This is a genomic window from Halopseudomonas sp. (assembly GCF_041579695.1).
Taxonomy (GTDB): domain Bacteria; phylum Pseudomonadota; class Gammaproteobacteria; order Pseudomonadales; family Pseudomonadaceae; genus Halopseudomonas.
The window spans coordinates 1-1,622 of the sequence record NZ_JBFGFI010000205.1 but is presented as its reverse complement, the minus strand read 5'-3'; the positions used below and the strand labels follow the sequence as shown (position 1 = coordinate 1,622).

Annotated in this window: 2 protein-coding genes; both read left to right on the top strand. The window is 59.2% G+C overall.

Annotated elements, in window-relative coordinates:
- A partial coding sequence (gene urtA / locus ABYA88_RS16430) for an urea ABC transporter substrate-binding protein (protein ID WP_373188456.1) occupies positions 1–1,132 on the top strand: 1,132 nt, incomplete at its 5' end.
- 98 nt (positions 1,133–1,230) lie between these two features.
- A partial coding sequence (locus ABYA88_RS16425; protein ID WP_373188455.1) for a hypothetical protein occupies positions 1,231–1,622 on the top strand: 392 nt, incomplete at its 3' end.

The following is a 1,622-nucleotide window of genomic DNA, read 5'->3' as shown; positions in this document are numbered from 1 at the left end:
GATGCTGATCGAAGAGCAGAACAAGAAAGGCGGTCTGCTCGGCAAGCAGCTGGAAGCTGTAGTGGTGGATCCCGCTTCCGACTGGCCGCTGTTCGCCGAGCGCAGTCGCGAGCTACTGGAACAACACGAAGTGGCGGCCATTTTCGGCGCCTGGACCTCGGTATCACGCAAGTCGGTACTGCCGGTGATCGAAGAACTCAACGGCATCCTTTTCTATCCGGTGCAGTACGAGGGTGAAGAATCCTCGCGCAACGTGTTCTACACCGGCGCCGCGCCAAACCAGCAGGCCATTCCGGCAGTGGACTACCTGAAAGACGACATTGGCGTGGAGCGCTGGGTGCTGGCCGGTACCGACTACGTCTACCCACGCACCACCAACCGCATCCTCGAGGCTTACCTGAAAGCCAATGGCGTGGCTGAAGAAGACATCATGATCAACTACACGCCGTTCGGTCACTCCGACTGGCAGAACATCGTGTCAGAGATCAAGCGCTTTGGCAGTGCCGGCAAGAAGACCGCCGTGGTATCGACCATCAACGGCGACGCCAACGTGCCCTTCTACCGCGAGCTGGGCAACCAGAAAGTCTCCGCAGAGGATATTCCGGTAATCGCCTTTTCGGTCGGCGAAGAGGAACTGTCGGGGATCGACACCGCTCCGCTGGTCGGCCACATGGCGGCATGGAACTACTTCATGAGCGAAGACACGCCTGAGAACGAAGCCTTCATCAAGACCTGGCATGAGTTCACCGGCGATACCGATCGCGTCACCAACGATCCCATGGAAGCCCATTACATCGGCTTCAATATGTGGGTCGAGGCGGTCAAGAAAGCCGGCACCACCGACGTCGACGAAGTGATTGATGCCATGGTCGGTGTAGAAGTACCCAACCTGACTGGTGGCACCAGCGTCATGCTGGCCAACCATCACATCACCAAGCCTGTGCTGATCGGCGAGATCCAGGACGACGGCCAGTTTCTGACTGTGTCCCAGACCGATGATCTGGTACCCGGCGACGCCTGGTCCGACTACCTGGAAGGTAGCAAAAACCTGATTGGCGACTGGACCGCTCCCATCAACTGCGGCAACTACAACACAGAAACCAAGACCTGCGTGGGCGCCACTGCCGAGTAACCGGCAACAGGCAAGCGGCCCCGATTCCGGGGCCGTCTTCGGCCACAGGTCCGGCACGGAGCTGGACCTGTCACGTCCACACAAGCGAGAAAACCGCAATGAACACACCCTGCCGCGCCATACCCTGGCAAATACTGCGTGCACACAGCGCATGGCTTTTGCTGCTTTGCAGCCTGTGCTTCAGCGTAGGCCTGTATGCGCAAACCAATGAAACAGAAGCAAGCGACGAGACAGTCGATTCTGTGCAATCCAGTGACACAAGCGAATTCGAGGCTTTGGTGCACGAGCTGGTACAGGGCAACCTGCCCAACCGCATCAAGACCGTCAACAAGCTCGCCGCTTTTGATGACGAAAGGCTGCCAGCGATTTTTACCGCGCTCGCCGCAGGTGACCTGCAGGCCGACCGCAACGATCCCCCCGCCGTGGCGATACGCGACGGTGATGTCGCCACCGACGCGCTGACTGGCGAGACGCTGGCTTCGACCGAAGG